At 38.1% G+C, this 18,816-nt stretch carries 17 protein-coding genes; 8 read left to right on the top strand and 9 right to left on the bottom strand.

What is annotated here, in order from left to right; all coding sequences use genetic code 11:
• Positions 1–84 precede the first annotated feature (84 nt).
• Positions 85–1,773, bottom strand: coding sequence for a stem cell self-renewal protein Piwi (locus tag RMY31_RS14060; RefSeq protein WP_322664451.1), 1,689 nt, complete (start codon positions 1,771–1,773; stop codon positions 85–87).
• An 8-nt stretch (positions 1,774–1,781) separates the two neighbouring features.
• On the opposite strand from RMY31_RS14060, the gene RMY31_RS14055 reads away from it, so the two are divergent.
• From RMY31_RS14055 to RMY31_RS14045, 3 genes are all read left to right on the top strand, one after another.
• Positions 1,782–1,964 (top strand): hypothetical protein, encoded by a 183-nt coding sequence (locus RMY31_RS14055; RefSeq protein ID WP_322664449.1) that lies wholly within the window; start codon positions 1,782–1,784, stop codon positions 1,962–1,964.
• Between the two features lie 8 nt (positions 1,965–1,972).
• Positions 1,973–2,656 carry an ImmA/IrrE family metallo-endopeptidase gene (locus tag RMY31_RS14050; protein ID WP_322664447.1) on the top strand — a complete coding sequence of 228 codons (684 nt, stop codon included), beginning with the start codon at positions 1,973–1,975 and terminating at the stop codon, positions 2,654–2,656.
• A 104-nt stretch (positions 2,657–2,760) separates the two neighbouring features.
• Positions 2,761–3,348, top strand: a complete 588-nt coding sequence (locus tag RMY31_RS14045; protein ID WP_322664445.1) for a Uma2 family endonuclease — start codon at positions 2,761–2,763, stop codon at positions 3,346–3,348.
• 2 nt (positions 3,349–3,350) lie between these two features.
• Here the strand turns inward: RMY31_RS14045 and RMY31_RS14040 are convergent, their stop codons facing one another.
• The 3 genes from RMY31_RS14040 to purS all read right to left on the bottom strand — a co-directional run bounded on the left by RMY31_RS14040 (position 3,351) and on the right by purS (position 6,650).
• The gene (locus RMY31_RS14040) at positions 3,351–5,264 is read right to left on the bottom strand and encodes a type I restriction enzyme HsdR N-terminal domain-containing protein (protein ID WP_322664443.1); all 1,914 of its coding nucleotides are present in this window, start codon (positions 5,262–5,264) and stop codon (positions 3,351–3,353) included.
• Between the two features lie 254 nt (positions 5,265–5,518).
• Entirely contained in the window at positions 5,519–6,196 is a 678-nt protein-coding gene (gene purQ / locus RMY31_RS14035; RefSeq protein WP_322664441.1) for a phosphoribosylformylglycinamidine synthase subunit PurQ, read from the bottom strand.
• Positions 6,197–6,371: 175 nt separating this feature from the next.
• The gene (gene purS, locus RMY31_RS14030) at positions 6,372–6,650 is read right to left on the bottom strand and encodes a phosphoribosylformylglycinamidine synthase subunit PurS (protein WP_322664457.1); all 279 of its coding nucleotides are present in this window, start codon (positions 6,648–6,650) and stop codon (positions 6,372–6,374) included.
• Between the two features lie 1,141 nt (positions 6,651–7,791).
• Between purS and RMY31_RS14025 the strand changes: the two genes are divergently transcribed.
• The 4 genes from RMY31_RS14025 (at position 7,792) to RMY31_RS14010 (ending at position 12,351) form a co-directional block, all read left to right on the top strand.
• Entirely contained in the window at positions 7,792–9,873 is a 2,082-nt protein-coding gene (locus RMY31_RS14025; RefSeq protein WP_322664440.1) for a thioredoxin domain-containing protein, read from the top strand.
• A 23-nt stretch (positions 9,874–9,896) separates the two neighbouring features.
• Positions 9,897–10,277 carry a VOC family protein gene (locus RMY31_RS14020; RefSeq protein ID WP_322664438.1) on the top strand — a complete coding sequence of 127 codons (381 nt, stop codon included), beginning with the start codon at positions 9,897–9,899 and terminating at the stop codon, positions 10,275–10,277.
• 29 nt (positions 10,278–10,306) lie between these two features.
• Complete coding sequence (locus tag RMY31_RS14015) at positions 10,307–10,954, top strand: molybdenum cofactor guanylyltransferase (protein WP_322664436.1); 648 nt, start codon at positions 10,307–10,309, stop codon at positions 10,952–10,954.
• A 461-nt stretch (positions 10,955–11,415) separates the two neighbouring features.
• Positions 11,416–12,351 (top strand): ABC transporter substrate-binding protein, encoded by a 936-nt coding sequence (locus RMY31_RS14010; RefSeq protein WP_322664455.1) that lies wholly within the window; start codon positions 11,416–11,418, stop codon positions 12,349–12,351.
• Between the two features lie 51 nt (positions 12,352–12,402).
• Here the strand turns inward: RMY31_RS14010 and RMY31_RS14005 are convergent, their stop codons facing one another.
• The 5 genes from RMY31_RS14005 to RMY31_RS13985 all read right to left on the bottom strand — a co-directional run bounded on the left by RMY31_RS14005 (position 12,403) and on the right by RMY31_RS13985 (position 17,930).
• Positions 12,403–13,371, bottom strand: coding sequence for an FTR1 family protein (locus RMY31_RS14005; RefSeq protein ID WP_322664433.1), 969 nt, complete (start codon positions 13,369–13,371; stop codon positions 12,403–12,405).
• Positions 13,372–13,532: 161 nt separating this feature from the next.
• Positions 13,533–13,967 (bottom strand): bacterioferritin, encoded by a 435-nt coding sequence (locus RMY31_RS14000; protein WP_322664427.1) that lies wholly within the window; start codon positions 13,965–13,967, stop codon positions 13,533–13,535.
• A 136-nt stretch (positions 13,968–14,103) separates the two neighbouring features.
• Complete coding sequence (locus tag RMY31_RS13995) at positions 14,104–15,147, bottom strand: helix-hairpin-helix domain-containing protein (protein WP_322664425.1); 1,044 nt, start codon at positions 15,145–15,147, stop codon at positions 14,104–14,106.
• Positions 15,148–15,384: 237 nt separating this feature from the next.
• Positions 15,385–15,570 carry a hypothetical protein gene (locus tag RMY31_RS13990; protein ID WP_322664423.1) on the bottom strand — a complete coding sequence of 62 codons (186 nt, stop codon included), beginning with the start codon at positions 15,568–15,570 and terminating at the stop codon, positions 15,385–15,387.
• Between the two features lie 2,105 nt (positions 15,571–17,675).
• Entirely contained in the window at positions 17,676–17,930 is a 255-nt protein-coding gene (locus RMY31_RS13985) for a hypothetical protein (RefSeq protein ID WP_322664421.1), read from the bottom strand.
• 436 nt (positions 17,931–18,366) lie between these two features.
• Here RMY31_RS13985 and RMY31_RS13980 point away from each other — a divergent pair, with 436 nt between their 5' ends.
• Complete coding sequence (locus RMY31_RS13980) at positions 18,367–18,801, top strand: hypothetical protein (protein WP_322664419.1); 435 nt, start codon at positions 18,367–18,369, stop codon at positions 18,799–18,801.
• The last annotated feature ends 15 nt before the right edge of the window (positions 18,802–18,816 follow it).

Raw genomic sequence — 18,816 nt, 5'->3', positions numbered from 1 at the left:
ATAATAGCTTGGAATGAGTGTCAAGAATGGGTCGAGGAACTGGTTGGTTCCATTCGCAATAAGCAGAGCTTTTATCTCAGGGGTTTAAGGGCTATGAAGCTTATACAGCAAGCACTTTAGCTTTATTGTCGCCCCCTGAAGACGCACACTCGCACAAACATTTCTACTTCCAAACCCTTTCTTTTTAGAAATTCGGGAAACATCAAAGCCTATGAAATAATCAGCAATTTCTAAAGGTTCAGCTAAAATAAAGGGTAAGTTTCCTAATTTTGCTAGAATTCCTGGAATTACCTGATGAAGGGTATTGCCATAATTGCTGGTATTTTTTAATGTCTCTTCATAAATTACTTGACTAGCAATTTCTCGGCGGAGTAAGCGTGAAGAAATAAAAGAATAAAAGCTACCATCATCACTATTATCAGCATGGCGATCGCTCTGAGGTAGAAATGTCAAAACAATGTCAGTAGGAATCGCCATTAATTCATTAATAGCTTGTTCAACTTTTTCTCTATCATCAGAGACACTTGAACTACTTACTGATACACCAACTCGATGAACAATTATACTCTCAAAACCATAGCGTTTTAGACGTTGCTGAACTTCCCTAATAAAAGGATCTACCTTTAAATCACAAAGCTTCAAAGCTGTAATGCGAATCGGTGTTGCTTTATCTTCATATTGAGACTGACGACGATAAACGCCTCCTTGTGATAGTCCTTTAAGGACATCTCCTCTTCTACTTATAAAATTTTGACCAGATTTATCCTTTCCAAATAGAAGTTGAGTATCTTCAAGCTTAAATTCTAGTGGCAAGAATAATTCAGAGCAATTGCCGCTCTTTCTACTATTAATACAGTTCTCGGATAATACAAATCCATAAATACTTAAAGCTAATGCAGCTTCTTTTTTGTATGAAGCCAAACTATTTTGTCGCTCCTGATAAGGAATCTTAGCTTCTTTGAGTAAATCCCCATAGTTTACATCAAATCGTTTGGCAGTTTCTTCTGTGATACAAGGAATAAGAGCAGCCATTGCATAAGGATACCGTATTTTATTTTTACCAAACTGCACAACTACAACAGGTTGATCTCTAGGTGCTTCACGAATAGCGATTTCACTGGTTGATGCAGGCTTATAGTTGAGCAATTCTTCTTCACGCTCACCAACAGTTCCTTCTATATCTACAATAGTAGCTGAACTATTATTTTCAATATCTCGAACATTTAAACCAATTAATAAATCTCTTGGATTTTGTCTATAAGGATGATTATCGTAAAAATCAGACAACTTTCCTTTGAAGACAAAAGAACTACGAACGGTTATAGCAATAGCTGGGTATGAAATATTTGTAATTTCAATTGCTTCTGCCCAAACTTTTGCTTCTCGTCTAACTTCAAGGTTGTTAAATGGAATAGTAAAATATGAAAATGGTCGTCTAATTTTTAATATTCTTATAGCCAGTTGAGAAAGAATATCAGCAGATATATGTGGTTGGCTTACCCATTGGATTGAATAGTAGCGATCGCCAATCTCTTTTTTCAAATCTTCTTGAATTTCTGCTAAAGCTTTTCGCCATTCATCTAAAGTTGGCATTGGTTGATCGGGTTTAGCTAAAACCCAGAAATTACCATCTGCAAAAATGACTATAATATCAGCAAATTTCTGACTAAACCGCCAACTTAACCGATTTCCTATTTCATTATCTACTCTGGGAGTCAGTCGAAAGCAGATTAAGTTAGGTTGAGGAATATTTAGTAAAAATATTTCTGCCAAAAATATTTTTGAATGAAGAAGAGCTAAGGCATCTTGCTGGTCGAATTACACCTGATGACACAAAAGTTTTTGAGGATTTGGTCAAGAAGTATAAGCAAATGCCTGCTTTACTGCGCCGAATGAGGGATGAGCCTGACTTCGCTCACAAGTTACTGAGAGAAACAACAAAATCAGAAGGTGAGGAGAAGTAGAGTTAACGGTGAGCAAACAGCATTCCTTGATTCTCAAAGATGAATCAGAGTTAAAAGTTATTAAGCCGTATCGCTTCATTCACAAAAATGACATTGAGCGTCGAGCAACAGACGTTCTCATGTATGTACAAGCAAAGCGCCAGCATCCTCTCAAATGGCCAATTGATGCTGGTTACATGGCGGAAGCTTTAGGATTGGATATGGATTGTGGGGAAATACCTGCTGATGAGTATGGAGCGATTGCAGCTATGATTTTACCCACCGAACGTAAGATTATAATGAATGAAAATCATCGTGACCTACCTCAAGGATTTGAAGAGTCATCAATCGCTCACGAAATTGGACACTGGATACTTCATATAGATCAAAATAAGGTTTCTAGATTTTTAGAACTCCAAGAAATGGGTATTGAAAAAACTGTAGAACCCTTTTTATGCCGCAGTGTTAGTACTCAGCAAGGAATTGAATGGCAAGCTCAGTATTTTGCAAGTTGCTTTCTCATGCCACTCTTTAAGCTAGAAGAAGTGCAAAGAGGACGTGATTTAACTAATTGGAAACATCTTTATGCAATTAAAGAAGAGCTTGGTATCACAATATCTAATTTAATTAACCGCTTACAAAGCCTTGGCTGGATTTCTATTTCCAAAGGTTCTAAGCAAATCTATCTAGGTAAAGCTGCACCGAATGGGTAGACAAATTTATTTAATAGGTAAAATGCGATCGCTTTTCATCACCTCATTAAGCGATCGCAACTCGCACAGCACTAAACTAGAAAGTAAGATGCTCAGAATAGCCCATGGATACCACGACAACCACTTTGCCTCCTACCCTGAAATTGAAAATTGAGTTGACTGACGATCAATTTTTCCAGATGTGTCAGAAAAACCGCGATTATCGATTTGAGCGTACAGCATCAGGGGAATTATTAATTATGCCACCTACAGGTAGTGATACTGGCAACCGTAACTTTGATATGGTTGTTGAGTTAGGAATCTGGAATAAACAGACTAAATTAGGTAAAGGTTTTGACTCTTCAACTGGCTTCACCTTACAAAATGGTGCAGAACGTTCTCCTGATGTTTCTTGGGTAAAAATTGAGCGGTGGAATGCTTTAACTCCAGAACAACAAGAAAAATTTGCTCCGATTTGTCCTGATTTTGTGGTAGAGTTACGCTCTCTAAGTGATTCCCTAAAAGACTTACAGGAGAAAATGCAAGAATATATTGAAAATGGCGTTCAATTAGGTTGGTTAATCGACCGCAAAAACAAGCGAGTAGAAATTTATCGTCCAGGTAAAAATGTAGAGATTTTAGAAAATCCTGCTAGCTTATCAGGGGAAAATGTCCTACCTGGATTTGTGTTGAATTTACAGGGGATTATATAGCTTTATCGATTAGGAGACACATGGCGCATCTCAAAGCGAGTCTGTTCCCAGAGTGGCAGTAAAGCTTGTTTGGCAGCATTTAACTGCGCTTGAGAAAAACAGATTTTTCCGTTTTCTATAATCCAGATAAATGTCCGAGTTATTAAATCTGCTTTCAAACTATTCTCGTATTCACAAGTATTTAACCTAGCTATTTGCCGATCTAAACAATTTATCGCATCTTTAAAATTCCAGTTTGTCCAATCTATTGAATTGTGGGAGAATTTCTCTGGTGCATTTCCCCACTCTACCCTACGCAAGTTGCCTGTAATATAGTCTATACCTGTTACCGAAGAATCAGTATTCCGCACCAAATCTGTAAATGCTCGGTAATATGCGTGCAAAACTGAAGTAGCAATATTTTCAAAATAAATATTTAGCCAAGACTGTATATCGTGAAGATAAGGGATTAACTCTTTAATATCATTAATTTTTTCAATAGGAGTTAGCTCGCATTGATATTTTTCTAGACTTTTCAGCAATTCTTCTTTAGATAATTTAAATTGCTGTGAGTAATAATCAAGAACTTTGGGAATATATTTCTCTAGTAACCACTGTTTGGTATATTTTGCTGTCCAAATGCCTAGTGGTCCAATTTCTTGTCGCCACGAAGTATCTCCTCTTTCAAGAAATTGTAAATGAGTATCATTTATTTCATATATTATATGAGTGATATCAGCATCATTTTTAGGGAAAATAAAGGCGCGATCGCGAATTCCCCGACTGACACGAATTGATATGTCTTCTTGATGGAATAAATGCCATTCTGATTTTCCTTGAGCATAATTAAATTTATTAGCGAACCTCTGCATTAAATCCCATAATTTAGAGTCTACAGAAAAAAGATGAAAACCACGAATACCAAAAATATCAACAAATTCAAATTTCCAGGTTTCCAAAGTAGTTTCAAAATCAATTATGGAATTTTTATATTCTCGGCAAACTATATCAATACAGAAACACAACTCTAAAGTTTCTAATTCTGATAAAATTATTGTTGTTTGTCCTAAAAATATTTCAAAAATATTGTTATCTAGCTGTTTTATAAATTGACGACATCCCCAATGTGGCTGAGTATTCAGTCCTGTAGTTAATTTACCTAAAATATATTTATGATTTAAATTAATTTTTAAACCTCTTAAAATAAGACTACTGAACTGTATATTACAATTCCCATCAGAAAAAGCTTTAGGCAAATTGCACTCTATTAAAACCTTAGACTTCACAACAATCAAATGATTTCCTTCCTGGTTAATAGAAGGTTGAAAATCAGTTGTAGCTAAATTAGCGTTTAAATTTGAATGGTATTTAATAGACTTTTCTAGTAAATTAATTTTCGTGTATCTAGAAACTTTATTTACATTTTTGTCAAAGTTTTTAAGAGAGTCAAAACTTAATTTATTATAAAAATCAGAGCCTACATCATGATTTATAAGTAAATTTATATTTATATCAAAAGTAGATTCTTCTGTGTGGTAATGATGATGTTTAAATACATTTATGTGATAACCATTAGTAATGAGAAACAATATAGGATTTAGATATTTACTATAAAACTTCGCTTGTTCAATAGCTTGTTGAAAATTAGTTGTGTGTGGTTCTAGACAGATAACAATAATTAATGAGGTATCTGCATTTTGTTTAATAAGATTGTCAGTAGCAAAATAAATCAGAGCAATTTCTAGCTTTTTTTCAGAAATTTCAGAGTTAGATCTTTTTAAAGGATATTTACTCTGCCGACATTTATCTGGATAGCCAAGATACTGAAACATTGGCAAAACAAACTTTGTTTCCACATCATATTCATTTTGTAAAATACGATTATCAAAAGCTTGTATCCATTTAATAAAATTTTTTATGGATTCCGAAATAGACATTAGATAATCCACGCAATTGTATAAATTTGCCTTTGTCTAAATTGTTCTTTAATTAGCAATTTATCAAGTTCGGTTAGATATTATAGTGATTGTGAATACTGAAGCAATTTGAGAAAAGTCAGATGTGAGGTGGTATTAACAAAAGTAGCTAATTTTGACAAAACTATTTACAGAATTCTATGCATCCCTATACAAAAAAGGGATACAGCGTTGCTGTGTCCCTAACTTTGTTCGCTATTAAGATGTGAAGAAATCTACACCAAAGCTGCTACCTTTTCTAACAAACCCTGAAACAATTTCAACCCATCACTGCCCCCTAGCATGGTATCAGATGCTCTTTCAGGGTGTGGCATCATTCCCAAAACATTGCCCTGGCGATTGCAAATTCCGGCAATGTTATTCAACGAGCCATTGGGATTTTCCCCAACATAGCGGAAAATCACTTGCCCGTTATCTTCAATCTCTGATAAAGTTGCTCGATCGGCATAAAATCGACCTTCTCCGTGGGCAATGGGCAGAGTGATAATTTCACTATCTGTATAAGCTTGCGTCCAGAAGGTATTAGTATGCTCCACTTTCAAGGGAACACGATCGCATACAAAATGCAAATCTCGATTTCTTGTCAGTGCTCCTGGTAAAAGTCCAGCTTCAGTTAATACCTGAAAACCGTTACAAATACCGAGGAGAAACTTACCTTTTTGGGCGTGTTCGATCGCCTGCTGCATCACAGGCGAAAACCGTGCGATCGCACCGCAACGCAAATAATCCCCATAACTAAAACCACCAGGTATAATTACCACATCCAAATCAGCAATATCCGTTTCTTGATGCCAAACCATGCGAGTCGGTTGCCCCAGCAAGTCTCTGGTTACATAAGCAACATCGCGATCGCAATTAGAACCTGGAAAAACAACAACGCCGAATTTAGTCATTTGTCAGTTGTCAGTAGTGAAGAGTGCTGAGTATTGAGTGAAGAAGAGGATGGGGGGATATGGAGCAAAGAAGATGGGGGAAAGAAACTAATTTCAATACAGTCTTTTTCACCTTTGCCCCTCCGCCCCTCCGCCCTTCTGCACTCCTGCTCCCTTGCTTTCTCATCTCCAGTCCCTAAAACACTCCCGTCTGGGTTTCAACTTCTATCAAATCAAAGCGGTAATTTTCAATCACCGTATTTGCTAGCATTTGGTCACAGATGCGATCGAGGTCTTGACGCGCTTTTTTCTCTTCTGTCGAGGTAATGAGTAGTTCGATGTATTTACCAATCCGCACCTGTTCAACGTTATCGTATCCCATTTGCTGAAGACCAGATTGTACAGCCACACCAGCAGGGTCTAAGACCGAAGGGCGAAGCGTTACGAAAATTTTGGCTAGATACTTCCTTTGCACGGGCTTACAAACCTCTAAAATCAATACTTTCAACCATTAGTCTCTGTAAAACGCTCATCTAATGCTCAAAAGCATTATTTTCAGTGTTTAGTCATAAATTACTAGTATGCTATTATACTCAGTGACATATTCGTTGAATGCTCACTCTTGCTCACACTATATTATCTTTCTCTCCTTGTTAGTCATTCAAAGTTTTTCAAGTATTACTTAAACTATTATAAAACCTTTGTATTACAAGGATTCTAGCGAATTGAAACCATAAACTACCTATTTGCAAAGTCATTACGACAGATGAAACGCCCAAAAGCTTATTCCTCTATGCATTATCCCTAGTTGAAAGTTAGGAAAGCTAGGAGTCCTTTAGGCTCGTATTGTGGTCTTGACCCAAGAGTTGGTTAAGTTCTTCTGTACTTTGGCAGATGTAATAAATCCCTATGGGCACTTTTTATAGTTACAAACGTCCCAAGAAACATCCTCATCTATTCAGGGAGGAAGCAGTTAAAAATCTCTAGCCATGTCTAGGACAAGCTGCTGTGCGTCTACGCCAACCTTGAGAATAGGGCTTTGCTACACAATTTTTGTAGCATAGCGACTAGATTACTAACTGAATAAGTGCTAGTGAATTTTTGTCAGCTATTGGTAATTTTTTAAACATTTCTTTAGGATTTTTGTGAGCAATTGTTCAGTTATTCTCGTCAAATTCCGATAAACCAATAGTACGACTTGTATTTACAGTAACTAAATCTTGCTTGAAATGCTATCAACCAAGGGAGACCTGCCATGCGAGAAAAACTTGTGCAAGCCGCCATAATTACCTTCATACTCCACCTGATAGCAGGACTTAGCCCAAACACTAGAGTTCAGACACAGGTAACATCACCCAGACCAGAAACGCCAGTAACAATAGTCAGCCTGCTATTGAGCTCTTTCAAGTGAGTGCTTTATCAGTGCTGAGTTAAGAGTACAGACGCGATTATACTCTTACGAGAAGCCGCTCTTACGAGCGTCTACGCGTCTGTACAAGAGTTAGGAGTTTTATCTTTACTTTCCTTTGCTGCTCCTCTGCTCCTCTGCTCCCTTGCTTCCTCATGCCACGAACAAGGTAGACTGGGCAAAGAAGGCAACTATCTGCATTTGAATCATGACTAATCGCCTTGCTGAAGCTAAGAGTCTTTACCTCCGCAAACACGCTGAAAACCCAATTGATTGGTGGCCTTGGTGTGACGAAGCTCTCACAACTGCAAGGGCGCAAAATAAACCTATTTTTCTCTCCATTGGTTATTCCAGTTGCCACTGGTGTACTGTCATGGAAGGCGAAGCTTTTTCCGACCCAGCTATTGCCGAGTACATGAATGCCAATTTCTTGCCTATAAAAGTGGATAGGGAAGAAAGACCTGACCTGGACAGCATCTACATGCAGGCTTTGCAGATGATGAGCGGTCAAGGGGGTTGGCCTTTAAACGTTTTTCTTTCTCCAGAAGATTTAGTGCCGTTTTACGCTGGTACTTACTTCCCTATGGAGCCGCGCTACGGTCGTCCCGGCTTTTTGCAAGTGTTAGAAGCGCTCCGCCGCTATTACGATACAGAAAAAGAAGATTTGCGCCAACGCAAAGCACTAATTATTGAGTCGCTGCTCACTTCTGCGGTATTGCAAGACGGCGCTACCCAAGCAGATCAAGATAATGAATTACTCCGCAAAGGCTGGGAAACCAGTGCGGGCATAATTACTCCAAATCAATACGGCAATAGCTTCCCAATGATTCCCTATGCAGAATTTGCCTTGCGGGGATCTCGGTTTTTGTCTCCTGGCTCCGATTGGGAACGAGAATCTCGGTATGATGGTAAGCAAATTTCTACCCAACGCGGACTAGATTTAGCCTTGGGCGGTATTTATGACCATGTGGGCGGTGGTTTTCATCGCTACACTGTCGATCCCACTTGGACAGTGCCTCACTTTGAAAAGATGCTCTATGACAATGGTCAGATTGTAGAGTATCTAGCGAACTTATGGAGTGCTGGTATCCAAGAACCTGCATTTGCTAGGGCGGTAGCTGGTACTGTGCAATGGCTAGAACGAGAAATGACTGCCCCGGAAGGGTACTTTTATGCTGCTCAAGATGCCGATAGTTTCACCAGTCCTCACGAAGCAGAGCCAGAGGAAGGAGCTTTCTACGTTTGGAGTTACAGCGAACTAGCACAACTATTAACGCTTGAAGAACTAACGGAATTACAACATGAGTTTACAGTCACAGCTAACGGTAACTTTGAAGACAAAAATGTACTGCAAAGGCGTAATGCAGGGCAATTGAGTACAAATCTAGAAACCGCATTAATAAAGTTATTCACTGCTCGCTATGGTAATACACCAGAATCACTAGCGATATTTCCGCCCGCACGTAATAACCAAGAAGCAAAAACCCACAATTGGCCTGGCCGTATTCCCTCGGTGACGGACACAAAGATGATTGTGGCTTGGAATAGTTTGATGATTTCTGGGTTAGCGAGAGCTGCTGGGGTATTCGAGGAACCGTTGTACTTGGAATTAGCCACACATGCAGCTAACTTTATTTTGGAAAATCAGTTAGAAAATGGACGTTTCCACAGACTCAATTATCAAGGTCAAGCAACTGTGTTAGCACAGTCTGAAGACTACGCTTTTTTTATTAAAGCGCTATTAGATTTACACCAAGCTGCTTTTAGTCAGAAATCTTTCTGGTTAGAAAAGGCGATCGCAATTCAAGACGAATTTAACGAATTTCTCTGGAGTGTAGAATTAGGTGGCTACTACAATACATCTAGTGATGCCAGTCAAGATTTAATTGTGCGCGAGCGTAGTTATGCGGATAATGCTACACCATCGGCTAACGGCATAGCGATCGCTAACTTAGTTCGTCTTGCTCTACTCACTGACAATCTACATTATTTGGATTTAGCCGAGCAAGGCTTGAAAGCTTTTAATAGTGTGATGCGTACCGCTGCCCAAGCTTGCCCCAGCTTGTTTGTAGCCTTAGATTGGTATCGAAACTCTACCTTAATTCGCAGCACAACTGGGCAGATAAATACTCTCATCCCCAAATATCTACCTGCTGCCGTGTTTGCTGTGGTAGCGGATTTACCAGAGAATAGCGTCGGGTTAGTTTGCCAAGGTTTAAAGTGTCTTGCACCCGCAGAAAGTTTAGAGCAGTTATTGCAGCAAGTACAGCAAAGCCAGACTAGGGGATGATTTTGAATGCTGAACGTATAACCATGAGTAAATTGCCTGTACTGAAAAACATCAGCCCCATGATTCCGGCTGGCAGCGATATGGAAAAATCTATCGCTTTCTACGAACAACAACTTGGTTTTAGAACAATTCATCAAGAAGGCAACCCAATCACGATGGCGGTTGTCAAACGTGACTCAGCAGAAATTTTTCTTTTAAGGAATGATGACCAACACCTTGCAGAAGGGACAACATTTCGCATCCAAGTTGATAATATTGAGCAACTGTATCAGGAATTTCAAGCCAAGAACGGACAAATAATTCATCCGAATGACGAGTTGCAAACAAAACCTTGGGGAATGAAGGAGTTTGCGATTATTGATGTAGCTGGTGTATGTATTACATTTTACGAGCTAGATAACTAATGGAATTTATCTCAATTAGATAAATGAAAATGACAACTCACAGCGAATTAAGTGTCATAGTCTTAGCAGGCGGTAAAAGTTCTCGCATGGGTAGGGATAAAGCCTTACTTCCTATTAAAGGTGTAACGTTATTGCAGCGAGTTTGTAATATTGCGGAAAGTTGTGCCAATACTGTTTATGTTGTGACTCCCTGGCCAGAACGCTATCAACATTTGCTTTTACCTCATTGTGAGTTTATTAAGGAAGTGTCTTTAGTAAACGAAAAGGTAAGAATACAGGAAAATACAGAAAATTCCGTTACCCCCCTTACCTCTACCACCAACGGGCCACTTGTGGGGTTTGCTCAAGGATTAGCAAAAGTAGAAACGGAATGGGTGCTGCTACTAGCTTGCGATTTGCCTCGGTTACAAGTTGAGGTGTTGCAAGCATGGGCGGCTGGACTTGGTAATGTGGAAGATGAAGCGATCGCAGCTTTGGCCCATCATCCTAAAGGCTGGGAACCTCTGTGTGGTTTTTATCGCCGTCGCTGTTTGCCCCAACTCCTAGAGTTTATCAACCAAGGGGGGCGCTCGTTTCAGCAATGGCTTAAACAGTATCTTGTAGAAGTCTTGCCCTTACCAGCACCAGAAATTCTTTTTAACTGTAATACACCAGAAGATTGGACTTTAGTACGATGAAAATATTACTTTAGTCAGTGAAAAATAAAAAATAAAGGTTTTATTAATTATTAATGGGAGTAAAAAATCTTACTAGTAGTAATTTTAAAGAACAGAAAAATTGTGATCTATTAAACAATACTTTCTGAAACTATTACTATATATTAAGTAAAGCTTTTCTTAATTAACCTTGTATACCTCACGGCGAGTAGCACAGTCATGTATTCTTTAGAAAATTTTGACTTGTGTTTGTACTCGTCTTTTTATTTATTCTTATTCCAGTAACAATACTAGTTATATTTTATACGTTGCGAGCATTGTTGGATATACACTTTCTTGCTTGATGATACGAAGCATTTTAATAAAAAATAAGCAGGGAATATTTACAAAGCTTGAGCAGCGAAATCATAACTACATTTGCTAATTTTAAATGTGGTGCTGATATTTATAGATTTATCTGTAGCTGCGAGGTAATTTGGCATATGTATCGTTGTTGGATATTATCCGCTTTAGCAATTTTTTTGAGTATATTTTTAGTTGCCTGTACTACTGCAACTACTCAACAGCCGCAAGCAACAGTGAAAGCGACTACGGAAACACCTAATACAAAATCGCCACAATTACCAAAAGAATCTGCTCAAAGAGTCGTAGCATTATCCTCTCTGACTACTGATATTATTTATCAACTCGATAAAACAAAGCTCGTAGGTATTACTGGCAGCACATTATTTAAAAACGACCCCCGATTTAAAGATATTCCCCATGTCAGCGAGGGGCAAAATCCTCCTAATTTAGAAAAAATTGTTGCCCTCAAACCAGATTTAGTAATTGGTGCAGAAGGTTTTTCTAATCAACCAATTCAAAGACTCCAACAACTAGGAATTCCTACTTTTCTCACCCAAGTGAAGAGTTGGAAATCTTTAGAAGAACTGACTAAAAAACTTGCCAAATCAATTGATGCCGATCCTCAGCCTTTGTTAAATCGCTATAAAACTTTTTTACCAGATAAGCTGACTCAAAGTCCTTCCACTTTAGTGCTGGTTAGTCAGCAACCGATTTTAGCACCCAATAAAAACAGTTGGGCTGGACAATTACTAGCAAAATTCCAGGCAAAAAATCTAGCAGCAGAATTACAAGGTCAAAGTCAAATTGGTGGGTACGTAACGCTATCGGCTGAGAAAGTTGTACAAGCAAACCCAGAGGTAATTATTGTAGTTAATCCGCCCCAAGGAAGTTCAGAAACAGCTGTTTTAGAATCCTTTAAAAAAGAAGCTTTTTGGCAAAAACTACAAGCAACTAAAAATAATAGAATTTATATTTTTAGCTATTACGGATTAGTGAACCCAGGTAGTATAGATGCAATTGAAAAAGCTTGTCAGCAACTCAAACAAGATTTGTTGGCGGCAGAGAAGATTTAACCAACTGATTCTATTTAGATTGTTTCGTCTGCCTTTTAACAATTGTTGCTCTTATTCCTTGGCAGTACTAATTGATTTTTGATTAGCTGGGGTATTCTTTAAAGCTTGAGGAGAACCACCACCAAGACTGCGAAAATATAGACCGCCGACGGTAATTAGAAATACTACATATCCAACTGCTTGTACAACATAAAGATTTTCTCTGTAGCCAAACAAAGCTTTGAAAATAATACCGGGGAACTTTTCGTCGGGCAAGATATTGGAAGTATTCCAAACCATAGGCCCCAAAATGCAAGAGTGGACTTTGGTAAAGTGTTCGTAATAAAAACACAGGTTTTGTGAGGCGCGGTTGCTGAGAGCTACACTGGCAAAGGCTTCGTCAAAACGTTGCAGTGCCGTTACCACTAATCCAGCAACAATCAACACTAGTAAAACACCCATCGCTTGGAAAAACACACGGATGTTGATTTTGACACCCCATTTAAATAAAAGCACACCTATTGCCGCTGCTACTAGCAAACCGCCTACAGCGCCAATAGTGGGAAATAATCCCTGTTGAAAACTACCAGCAATAAACAGAACGGTTTCAAATCCTTCACGCAGGACAGCTATAAAAATTAAACTAAAAATACCCCATCCTGCATTGCCGTTTTGTGTCAAGGCGCTGTTAACAGCTCCTTCGACTTGCGCTTTCATAAATCTGGCTTGTTTAGTCATCCAGATTAGCATCCAGCTGAGCATAGCGATCGCTAATACACTAAACAAACCTTCTAACGCTGGTTCAATCACTCCCGCGTATTGCGGATAAGCTTTGCCTAGTGCTTGCGTCGCTGCACTGAATAACACACCCACCAGCGCACTGACAGCAATACCAACGCCGATCCCAGCATATACCCAAGGATTGAGCCGCGATTGTTTGGCTTTTTTTAACAAAGCCAGGACAATTCCCACAACAAGCGCCGCTTCCACTCCTTCTCGGAGTGTAATTACAAAAGTAGGTAAAGCAATACTAAAATCCATTATCTCTAGTCCCAAAGTCAACAGTCGCAAGTCAACAGTCCAAAATCAATAGTACAAAGTCAACAGTCCTAAGTTCAAATTATTAACTATTGACTGTTGAAAGCCAGTCGCTTGCGGATGGGTTTTCCTCCGTAGCGCTGGCTTCTCTTGACTATTGACTCTTAGCTAAAATCGCGTAGCATCTTTTTCAATTCGAGATTATGCATCTCTTCTTGACCAATCATGCCACGGGCGAATTCTTCAAGATAGATGCTGGCATCGCTGACAGTTTCTAGCAGACTTTTATACAGATCCAGCGCTTTCTTTTCATGAGATAAGCTTTCTGCCAAGATATCCTTGACTGTATGCTTGTAGGTTTCTTCCATTGGAGCGATTTTTAGAGAGGGATGCCCATCCAAACCTGTAAGAATTTCTCCTACTTGTTGGGCATGAAGCAGAGATTCACTCGCCTGCGCCTTGAAGAAATCTACAATCGGAATGCGATTAGGACCAGTCACCATCAAGGAATAATGTGTATATCGCACTACTCCTGCTAGTTCAAATTCCATAATGGCGTTCAGTAGGTCAATGGTCTTGTGATGGTCAAGCTCTTGCATCAGTTATCAACTCAAGTTACAAATAAAGCGCAATGAGATCGGAGTTAGAAGTTAAAAATTCATAACTTTTAACTCCTAACTATTTCCTCACTTATTTTAAACTCCTTACTCTTTACTTCCCATTAAGTTCAAAGTGCTAACGTTGGGCTTGAGCGCTAGATTTATCAACCACTTTTTGAGAGTTTTCTTCAATGGTTTTCACCAGCTTAGTAACGTCATCAGGATTTTTTACTGGTGTGCTTGGTGGAATGACGCTGGGCCAAACTTTGAGTAGTTCAGTAAAACTAGTTTCAATTGCTTTGTTTGCTTGGGTATCTTGTTTAGCTACTTGGCTTGAAATCCCTTTGTATAAATCATTGGCGTAGGTGACAAAGCCACGTGAATCTTGATACTCAATTGCTGCGGATATTTTGCCATCTGCGATCGCTGCACCATATTCTGAGTTAGCAGCATCCAGTAACCCATTAATTACCTGTAGCACAAATCCAGGTTTCGAGCGTTGAGCTTCTGGCAAAGCTGCGATCGCTCCATCAACTGATTGCACTGAAGAGGTAAAATCAGTTTTGACTTTGGCATCTTTGGGTTTGGATTTTACTAAATCTTGCAAACTTACCAAAGTCGTCTTAAATTCTTTAACTTTGCGCTCATTAAGTTGGTCTTCTACATCAACGTAAATCTCTTCAACTGGATGCCCAATATGAGGTTCTGCCTGCTTGGGCTGATTTTTATCTAGTAGTTCTTGTGCTACTAAAAGATGCCCTTTCATTAAGCCCAATTTAGTCATGTAGTCAACATCTTTAGCTTCACCTGTGAGTACCACTTCCTGAGTAGTAACTTGGTCTTTAATTTGATCGAACTGTTCTTGAGTAATAACTTTTTTAGTAACTAAAGCTTCTGGATTGGCGTAGGGACGATTCGCCTGAATTTTGTTCGATAAAGCCGGGATTCCTAGCTTGGCTTCAAACTTATCTAACTCTGACAAGATAGCACTGTTAATATTAACTTTCGCTTTACCACCATGACCGCTGTGAGTGCTGCTACTAGCTGCCTCTGTAACTTGAGGATTGGAGTTAGCAGCTGGCGCGGAGGGATTTTCTGCTGTCGGCGTATTATTACAGGCACTCAGGGATACTATTGCCGCAGTTGCAACAGTTAAACATATATAGCGAAACTTTATCATTTTTTTTCCTAAAAATACTGAAAAAGGTGGTAAGTAGAACATTTCAAACTACTGTCTACAGTTTGGTTTGACGGTATGTCATAGATTTTACTGTTGCATATAATGACACTTTTTATCAACTAGTAGTCAACTGTTAGGCAGAATTTAATATTTTTTGGTTATCAGCAACGACTAACAAACCTATACCGTAATGTTTGCAGTCGGTGTAAGAGTATTTCATCTATGCACTATCAACATCTAAACTATGATATCTGGCAAATCGCCCTTAATATGTCCGAAGCAAGTGGAACGAAGTGAAACGACACAGTCGCAAGGTTTTTGGAATTGCTTCCCTTCTCTACGAGAAGCTGCCTCAATGAAACGCTTCGCGTAGCTTGCTTCACCGAGGGGCACGATCGCAATGATGGTTATTTGAAAGGACATAATATAAAAACCTCACCCAATCATAAACAGAGAAGTGTCCGCGTAGGATGGGGTGAGATTTTTTCTATTTTATACGTAGGATGACCTTTCTCGTATTCCTTTATTTCTAGTATCAATAAACACTAATTTAGGATATCAGAAGCAAGAGAAAAATGTCATTCGGTAAGTTATCATACGGTAACTTTGACTAAATACTAGTTTTACAAGTTACCTTAATTTCTTGACTTAGGAAGAAAACCATTTATAGCTGCTCAAGGTGACAGCATTTGCTTGCAATTTGAATTCGTAGGCTTTACAGCATCAAACCTTGGATAAATTTAAAGTAAGAAAAGTAGGAAAAGTAGGAAAAGTAAGTTAAGTAATAAAAGTAGTTTATTTTTGTAAATAATTTTACAAAATAGTTAGTATGCTGTAACTTGCTATGTTGCTGACATAAAAATTCAATTAAGTGAAGCTTGCCTAAGTGCGATCGCGCACAAAGAATTTGGCGCAGTTACAACGCTTCAAAAGTTGAAAAGCAGTAACAAAATACAAAAAAGCAGAAAAAATGGGATTGTATAAAAATTTTGTAGCCGCTCATTAATTGAAAAGGCTTTGACTCATTTTTAATAAAATAAAATTAATTCACGATTGGAAATTAGTAATTCTTATGTAAAGAGAGTATTAAAACTTGGTTAGACAATTAAACAACTAATTAGACATTTAAGACATTTAAACCGAAAGCACCCAGTTGCTTTGATCGGTAACCAAATTAAAACAACTGTCATATTATAAAATTGTGCAAATATCCTCTCAAGTAGAGCAACTGCATGGAGCAGGCTAAGAGAAAAATGCTTAAATGACCCTGGCGATCGCCACCCTAGTATTCATTGTATTCATTAACAGAAATCGACCAATCATTTCATTCGATGATAGGTCGATAGAGGAGACAATAAGAATTTTAAATTTTAAGTTTATTTGTGGATATGAATAAAAGTTTGAGCAAAGGAATCCTTTGCTCAGAACTTAAGGAGCAACTTACCACACAACTTTTCACAGCATCTAGGAAATGTTGTAAGGGTTTTCCTAAACCCTTCCATTTAAATTTAGAATTTAAACAATCTTTCCTATGCTATTAGATTCTTACACACTGTCTAAAACAGAGTATATAGAAATAGTGAAAAGTATATTTTCCACAGGATAGCAGTATTAGGCTGTACTGTCAGAACTTTACCAAACCACTAGTTGCGCTGCCAGAACTTTCCAAACTACTATAATTGTAATAGTGAAATTACTTCATTTACCTAACCAATACTTTCAGATTACAAAAATTTTACAGCTACTCTAAACAACTAGTATACACCGGCTTTTAAGTACACTACATTGTTCTAAATTGCTAGTCAACTAATGTATATGACGATGCTGGTCAGGTCTTTAAAATTCACTATGTTTATTACAATACAACTTTTTTAAAGCAAATTATATGAAGAATTTATAAAATTTAAATTCAATTTCAACATACATATAAAACAGTTTTTAGATAAAAGTAAGAAAAGTAGGAAACGTAAGAAAAGTAGTTTTTTTGATATTAACTGTTAACTCTGTTGTTGATATTAGAATAACTACAAATAATTACAGCAGTTTTAAAATTGGTGAAGTACACAATCTAAGTGTCAAAGCTAAGCAGAAAGCATGTGTTTTACTTGTGAATTCTGCTGTAATTCAATAAATCTCTTCCTAATACCTGTTTAAACAACTGTCGCATCATGATTGGAGTACGTAAATTCGGTCAGCGTTTTGAATTGTACTAAGCTGCTGAGCGATCGCAGTTATAATCACTTTTAGCTCTTGCAAACTAACAACACAGCAGCTTACAGCATATTAACTGTAAAGTAAATAATTTTACAAAATATCCTACTTTTCCTACTTTTCTTACTTTTCCTACCTGAATTCGTACAAGGTTTAAAAAAGTATTTTCATTTTCTCCTTTCTCGACCTATCATCGGGTGAAATGAAATATACCCAACTTAAAGCAGACAAGAGCCAGGATATATAATTACCCTGGCTCTTGACTCCTGACTTCGCAATCAAGGGCGTATTGCACTCAACTGAGAACCGCTATATTTTTAAGATAATTGCCCGTGTGCTGCCAAGTTCAGCGAACTATCACAAAAGCTCGCCTCGTCTTCAAACAATACTTGAGCTAGCTCATCTTCAGTGAATTTGTAGCCAATAGTAGTAGCAAAATTGACAATTTTAGTTTTATCCCAATGGCAGCTGCCGAAAAATCCTCGACGACAACACTTCTTCAAATATTGTTCGTAAATAGCTTGATCTGATATCAAAACTTCATAAAAAGCATTAACCTGTTGTAGTGACATCAAATTCGATCTCCTCAAATTTTGATTTTCTTATTTACTAATAAGTACATTCTTTAACCAGATGATTCCGGCTTGAATCATCTAGCATTAAAAAAATTTTATTTATTCCAGGGAATAAAATTTTAGAAAAGCTGTTGGCAGCCTACAGTAATTAATACCGATTTTTATTTCCTATTTCACTGCTCATATTTACGAGATAAGCAATTAACAGTTGTTTGCGAGATATCAGTTGATTCAACGCTGACTCTACGTCTTTATAATTGCTTGATATAAAGCCTAAAAATAGAGACTTTCAGCATTAATTTCTGTGTCTATAGGGTTGTTCATTTTATCACGTGCATAAAACCAAGCCAGCTGACCTATGGAGAGTTATGACAACGCAATTATTCTCTGACGTTGTCGGTCAATTTGGAAACAACCTAAGGATAGATTACTTATGAATCTCAAATCTGCTTTATCTAGTCGTTTATTGCTAATGCTGAGTCTTACTGTTCCTACCGTATTGCTTTCGGCGGTAGGTGGGGCTGTTGCACAGTCAGCTACACAACTTGGTGTAGTTGCTTCTAGCCAAAAAGTTCAGCCATTCATCACGGCAGATGCCAGACGTGATACTCTGCAAAATTTGAACAGGATAAAAATATCTCCGGTTATCCTACAAGGTAATGACGGTGGTACGGGTAAAGAATCTTCTGATAAAGGAAAGGATGCTTCTGACAAAGGCAAAGATGCTTGTGATGCTTGCCCTGAAGCAGGTTTATTCAACAAAGTCAGCAATCCCGATCCTTTGATCCGCGACAACCAACCGATCCTGAATCAGCCACTGAACACTGTGCCATCCAATGTCCTTTTTAAAGGAACGCAGATTAGATAAATAGTAGAGACGCGT

The sequence above is a fragment of the Dendronalium sp. ChiSLP03b genome (assembly GCF_034531165.2).
Lineage (GTDB): Bacteria > Cyanobacteriota > Cyanobacteriia > Cyanobacteriales > Nostocaceae > Dendronalium > Dendronalium minutum.
This window is presented reverse-complemented; position numbering and strand designations above follow the sequence as displayed.